Origin of the sequence: Pseudomonas emilianonis, assembly GCF_023072625.1 — a bacterium.
Lineage (GTDB): Bacteria > Pseudomonadota > Gammaproteobacteria > Pseudomonadales > Pseudomonadaceae > Aquipseudomonas > Aquipseudomonas paraveronii.
The window spans coordinates 1-5,911 of the sequence record NZ_JAKNRV010000322.1 but is presented as its reverse complement, the minus strand read 5'-3'; the positions used below and the strand labels follow the sequence as shown (position 1 = coordinate 5,911).

5 protein-coding genes and 2 pseudogenes are annotated in these 5,911 nt (G+C 60.5%); 2 read left to right on the top strand and 5 right to left on the bottom strand.

The features are described from left to right. The 3 genes and pseudogenes from L9Z73_RS23855 to L9Z73_RS23845 all read right to left on the bottom strand — a co-directional run. Positions 1–382: pseudogene (locus L9Z73_RS23855) on the bottom strand (electron transfer flavoprotein subunit alpha/FixB family protein); the annotation flags it as partial. Between the two features lie 16 nt (positions 383–398). Then, complete coding sequence (locus L9Z73_RS23850; RefSeq protein ID WP_247406315.1) at positions 399–1,148, bottom strand: electron transfer flavoprotein subunit beta/FixA family protein; 750 nt, start codon at positions 1,146–1,148, stop codon at positions 399–401. A gap of 59 nt (positions 1,149–1,207) precedes the next feature. Further along, positions 1,208–2,446 (bottom strand): CaiB/BaiF CoA transferase family protein, encoded by a 1,239-nt coding sequence (locus tag L9Z73_RS23845; RefSeq protein ID WP_247406313.1) that lies wholly within the window; start codon positions 2,444–2,446, stop codon positions 1,208–1,210. Positions 2,447–2,487: 41 nt separating this feature from the next. Between L9Z73_RS23845 and L9Z73_RS23840 the strand changes: the two genes are divergently transcribed. Next, positions 2,488–2,793 carry a YkgJ family cysteine cluster protein gene (locus L9Z73_RS23840; RefSeq protein ID WP_247406310.1) on the top strand — a complete coding sequence of 102 codons (306 nt, stop codon included), beginning with the start codon at positions 2,488–2,490 and terminating at the stop codon, positions 2,791–2,793. Positions 2,794–2,910: 117 nt separating this feature from the next. Here L9Z73_RS23840 and L9Z73_RS23835 read toward each other — a convergent pair whose 3' ends face one another. Then, positions 2,911–3,429, bottom strand: a complete 519-nt coding sequence (locus tag L9Z73_RS23835) for an acyloxyacyl hydrolase (protein WP_247406294.1) — start codon at positions 3,427–3,429, stop codon at positions 2,911–2,913. A gap of 239 nt (positions 3,430–3,668) precedes the next feature. Continuing rightward, a pseudogene (locus tag L9Z73_RS23830) lies at positions 3,669–4,016 on the bottom strand (cystathionine gamma-synthase); the annotation flags it as partial. 312 nt (positions 4,017–4,328) lie between these two features. Here L9Z73_RS23830 and L9Z73_RS23825 point away from each other — a divergent pair. Then, positions 4,329–5,723 (top strand): COG3014 family protein, encoded by a 1,395-nt coding sequence (locus L9Z73_RS23825; RefSeq protein WP_247406291.1) that lies wholly within the window; start codon positions 4,329–4,331, stop codon positions 5,721–5,723. Positions 5,724–5,911: the final 188 nt, after the last annotated feature.

The window sequence follows — 5,911 nt, the reverse complement described above, 5'->3', positions numbered from 1 at the left end:
AGGTGTCGGCGCTTTCGACCGAGATGATCTCGGAGATCTGGTCAACGTCCAGTTGCGCGGCAACGCGCGGCAGGATGTTTTTGCCGTTGGAGGTGGCGGCGGCCAGGATGTGGCTGTAGCCAGCACCACCCGCCTCTAAACAAAGAGCAGCTACCAGAGGCGCGACGTTTTCCGGCAACTGGTGAGCATAAGCGGCGTTGTCGGCCAGCAGTACTTTGCTCACGCCGGCGATTTTCGCAGCGGCTTCAGCCACGGCGCCAGCGCCCTGACCGGCAACCAGCACGTGGATGTCGCCACCGATTTTCGCAGCGGCAGCCACGGTGTTCAGGGTGGCCGGAGCCAGTACCTTGTTGTCGTGTTCTGCGATTACCAAGATAGTCATGATTCGGCTCCCCAATTCAAAGCACCTTCGCTTCGTTTTTCAGTTTCTCGACCAGTTCAGCCACCGACTTGACCTTGATGCCCGCGCTGCGTGCAGCCGGCGCTTCGACTTTGACGGTCTTGTTGGTAGAGGCGGTGGAAACGCCCAAAGCGTCCGCAGTCACTACTTCGAGAGGCTTCTTCTTGGCTTTCATGATGTTTGGCAGGGACGCGTAGCGCGGCTCGTTCAAACGCAGGTCGGTGGTGATGATGGCCGGCAGTTTCAGCGAAACTGTTTGCGCGCCGCCGTCGATTTCGCGGGTCACGGCAACGCTGTCGCCGCTCACTTCGACTTTCGAGGCGAAGGTGCCCTGGCCGTAACCGGTCAGTGCAGCCAGCATCTGGCCAGTCTGGTTGTTGTCGCTGTCGATGGCCTGTTTGCCGAGGATCACCAGCGATGGCTGTTCCTTGTCGACAACGGCTTTGAGCAACTTGGCAACGGCCAGGGAGGTCAGCTCTTCAGCCGACTCAACCAGGATGGCGCGATCAGCGCCCAGTGCCAGGGCGGTACGCAACTGCTCTTGAGCAGTGGTCGGGCCGATGGAAACCACGACGATTTCAGTCACCAGACCTGTTTCTTTTAAACGAACAGCCTCTTCCACGGCGATTTCGCAGAAGGGATTCATCGACATCTTGACGTTAGCGAGGTCGACGCCGGACTGGTCCGCTTTGACCCGAACCTTGACGTTGTAGTCGACCACTCGCTTGATGGCTACGAGGACTTTCATGGAGCACTCCATTACAAAAAAATGACTCACCCCGGCAGCGAAGTACCGGAAAAAGCAGATCAGCGCTCGCCCAGTTGCTCAATGACACCGCTGGCTTTCAACTGCGCCAGACGCTCGTCATCCAACCCCAACCGACGCTTGAGCACTTCATCCGTATGCTCACCGAGCATCGGTGCCGGGCGCAGGTATTCCACCGGCGTGCCGGACAGTTTGATCGGGCTGCCGACGGTGACAAAGTCCGGCTTCAGCGGATGGGGAATCGTCACCAGCATATTGCGCGCCTTGACCTGGGGTTCATCCAGAGCCTGGGCGATGCTGTTGATCGCACCGATCGGCACACCCCGCGGATGCACGCGACCAATCCACTCCTCGGCACGCCCCTGGAGGAAGTGCGCCGACAGAATCTCGATAATCGCCTCGCGATTGGCCACGCGCTCGGCGTTCCGCGTGAAGCGCGGGTCTTCGGGCAGGTGCGCCAGGCCGATGGCCTCGCACAGTGCGACGAATTGCGAGTCGTTGCCGCAGGCGATAATGAAGTCCTGGTCGCTGGCGCGGAACACCTGGTACGGCACGATGTTGGCGTGGGCGTTGCCGTAACGGCCGGGGGCCTTGCCCGAGGCCAGGTAGTTCTGGCTCTGGTTGCACAAGGTGGCAACCTGCACATCCAGCAGCGCCATGTCGATGTGCTGGCCCAGGCCGGTCTTTTCGCGGCTGAGCAATGCCGCCTGGATCGCGACCGTCGAATAAAGCCCGGTCATCAAATCGGAAAATGCCACGCCGACCTTTTGCGGCCCGCCGCCGGGCAGGTCATCGCGCTCGCCGGTGATGCTCATCAGCCCGCCGATGCCCTGCACGATAAAGTCGTAGCCCGGTTCCGCCGCACGCGGCCCGGTCTGCCCGAAGCCGGTGACCGAGCAGTACACTAGGCGCGGATTCAGTTGCGCCAGCGAGGCGTAATCCAAGCCGTACTTGGCCAGGGAACCGGCCTTGTAGTTTTCGATCAGCACATCGCAATCGGTCGCCAACGCCCGCACCAGCTCCTGCCCTTCCGGGCTGGCCAGGTTCAGGGCCACCGATAACTTGCCGCGATTGGTCGACTGATAATAAGAAGCCTCCGAGGTGCGCTCATCGTTCTGGCCTTTCATCCACGGCGGGCCCCAGCCACGGGTGTCGTCGCCCACGCCCGGCCGTTCGACCTTGATCACTTCGGCGCCCAGGTCGGCCAGGGTTTGCCCGCACCAGGGGCCGGCAAGCACGCGGCTCAAGTCGAGCACGCGGTATCCAGTCAAAGCACCCATGTCATTTCACCTTTGCTGGAGCGCGTTTACACTGCGCGCCTATGACCAACATCCCCCATACCCAAATCACCGACCCCGCCGTCACCTGCTCGACGTGCGCGGCCTGCTGCTGCCAGCTGGAAGTCATGCTGATCACCGACACGGGCGTGCCCGAGCGCTATATCGACACTGATGATTGGGGCGGTGAAGTCATGCTGCGCCTGGACGACGGCTGGTGCGCGGCGCTGGATCGCAACACGATGATGTGTACGATTTATGAGCGTCGGCCGCTGATTTGCCGGGAGTTCGAGATGGGCGCACCGGAATGCCTGACCGAGCGTGAAGGGATAGCGACGGCTTACCGCTGATCTCAATGTGGGAGGGGGCTTGCTCCCGATAGCCGTGGGTCAGTTGGCAAATTCTGCGACTGACACTGCGCTATCGGGAGCAAGCCCCCTCCCACAGGGTTTTGCAGGGTTCTGAAGTTACAACGGCATCGTGTAGTGCAGCGAGTAGCTTTCTACGCCATCGTTATGGTCGCTGAGCCCGGCGTTGGAATAATGCAACGCCCGAATGCCCACTTCATGCCCGCCGTTAAAGCGCAAACCGAAGCCCAGGCGGTCTTCGAACTGGAAGGCCTGGCCGAGGTTGTTGTCTTCCAGCCGCGTGCGGGAAAACGCCGCCACCCCGATCCCGGCCTCGACGTAAGGCTTTACCGATTCCCCGGCGAATTCATACACAAACACCGGCGAGAACGACAGGCTGCTCGCGCCTGCACGGTGATCACCTTCCCAATAGGTGTAAGCGCCACTCCAATAGCCGGTCAGGCGACCGACGTCGCTCTGCATCCAGCTCTTGTCCCAATCCGACGTCAGCCCCAATCGATAGGTAAGCGTCGAGTCACTGGTGGCCCCCAGGCCAAACTCAAGACCGGCGGCCTGCGCCGAAAAAGAGTGTCCCACCACAACGGCTGCAATCGCAGCCAAACAGAACAAGCGCTTCATATAGAAACATCCTTTCCGAACGAAGTTATTGGGTTTTACACAGACAATCTCGCTTATAGAAGCCAACGCAGTGTCAGAAGTTCAGCGTTTAACGGCGAAAATTCACGAAATTTTCACGAACCGAAGCTTCTCACAACCCCAGGATGTTTCCATAGTGTCGGTAAGATATTTCTTAGGTGATACACATCGCCGCTGGTCCAGAACTGGGCAGGATCCGGATTGCCTGTGGCCAGCAGATCGCGTTCGCCCAACTGCCGGGACTGGCGGGCCACACTGGCGCCGTCCTGACGAGCGGTCACGGCGGCGACCAATTCATCGACCCCTTTGACCAGTTCTGCGCGCTCGGGCTTGGAAGGCAGCTCAGCCACCAGGCCCTGCAACACCCCCAGAAACTCCACCTGTTCACGGTATTCCGACTCATCGATGACCTTGCCCGCCGCTACCGTCGGCGGGTAATCCGCGCCGATGTAGTCCAGCAAATGCAGGGCTTTCGTGGCGCCCTCGGCAGGTGCAGCCAACAGGTTGAAGCTGCACGACATCAACGCCGGCAATACCAGCCAGGCGAAAAAACGGAAGGGGGCAGTCATGAATGAATCTCAAAGAGAAATACGAAGTAACACATTGTTGAGCTTTATGAGGTTTGACTCAAGGTGTAAGTGATTTGTATTTGGAGTAACGGAGCAGATTAAGACGCGTAATGGCATGGACGATGGCAGGTAGCTAGCAAAAAGCCATTGTTTTGCCATGCTCGCTGCCTATAATGCCGCGCCCTGTTATCGCGAAAGGGTATTTTGCTCCTTGCTTTTATAAGGAATTAGTTGGAGGCACGCTGCCTCCCGCGATTGGTGATTCGAGCCGACCAGCACCTCGGCCGATTACATTCAGGGAAGAAGCCTGCCATGGCATTTCGCGCCTTAACCCCGCTCGCGCTCGCAGCGGTCACTGTGTTGTCCGGCTGTTCGATGTTCCGCAGCTACGACGACGAGCTGCAAGCCACCAACCAGCAACTGGCCACCGGCAACGTCGAGGCCGCGCTGACCCTGCTGGAAAAGAACAACGCCAGCGAAGACAAGGATCTGCTCTATTTCTTCGAGAAAGGTGAACTGCTGCGGGCCAAGGGCGACCTGACCGGCAGCCAGACCGCCTGGCGCAGTGCTGACCTGCAAGTCTACAAGTGGGAAGAGTCGGTCAAGTTCGACAGCGAAAAGTACCTCTCCCAGTTCGGCAGCTTCCTGGCCAACGACAAAGTGCGGCGCTACGAAGGCTACGACTACGAAAAAGTCATGCTGACCACCCAGATGGCCCTGAACCTGCTGGCCCTGAATGACTTCGACGGCGCCCGCACCGAGATCAAGAAGACCCACGAGCGCGAAGCCGTCATCGCCGACCTGCGCGACAAGGAATACCTCAAGCGCGAAAACGAAGCCGAACGCCAGGGCGTGACCACCCAGATCAAAGACCTGCGCGGGTACCCGGTGGAAGCCTTGGACGCGCCGGACGTGGTCGGCTTGAAAAACAGCTACCAGAGCGCGTTCAGCCATTACCTGGCCGGTTTTGTCTACGAAGCCCTCGGCGAAAAAGACCTGGCGGCGCCGGGTTATCGCAAAGCCGCCGAGTTGCGCCCCAACACGCCGTTGCTCGAGCAAGCGCTACTGAACCTGGATGCGTCCAACGTCGGCGCCGATGAAACCGACGTGCTGATCGTGGTCCAGAGCGGCCTGGCGCCAGCCCGCGACTCGATACGCTTGCCGCTGCCGATCCCGATCAATGGCAACCTGGTGATCACGCCGCTGTCGTTCCCGGTGATCAAGGCCGATACGTCGACCCAGGCCTTCGCCCAGATCGGCGTCGACGGCCAGCAACAGAACCTCACCGTGCTCAACAGCACCACCGCCATGTCCCGTCGCGCGCTGCGTGACGACATGCCGGGGATCATCCTGCGCACCACCGTGCGGGCGGTCAGCCGGGGCGTGGCGCAAAACAACCTGAACAAGACCAACCCAATGGCGGGCCTGGTGCTGGGCATTGCTTCGGCCGTGGCCGAAGGCGCCGACACCCGAACCTGGCGCACCCTGCCGGACATGACCCAAGTGACGCGCCTGCGCCTCAAGCACGGCGAGCATCAAGTCAGCCTGCCCAACGCCCTGGGCGGCACGCGGGTGACGGTCAAGGCCGATCAGCGCTATCAGGTCATCACCCTGCGCGTGGTCGGCAACCAGGTATTCGCCGGCGGCCTCGCGGCCCACGTAGTGCCGAGTACTTCCGCCCAGGCCATCGCCCTCAAACAACCTTAAGGAGCACGCTATGCGTCATTTCATCCTCGGCGCCTTGGCGCTGGTCCTGCTCGCCGGCTGCGCCACCAGCAGGCACACCGGCAACACCAGCCACCAGGCCTTGTTTTTCTGCACCTTGTTCATGGCAGCACCTCCAGCAGGTAATCGTCGGCGTAGAGCATCAACCACTGCGTGGGGAAGCTGATGGA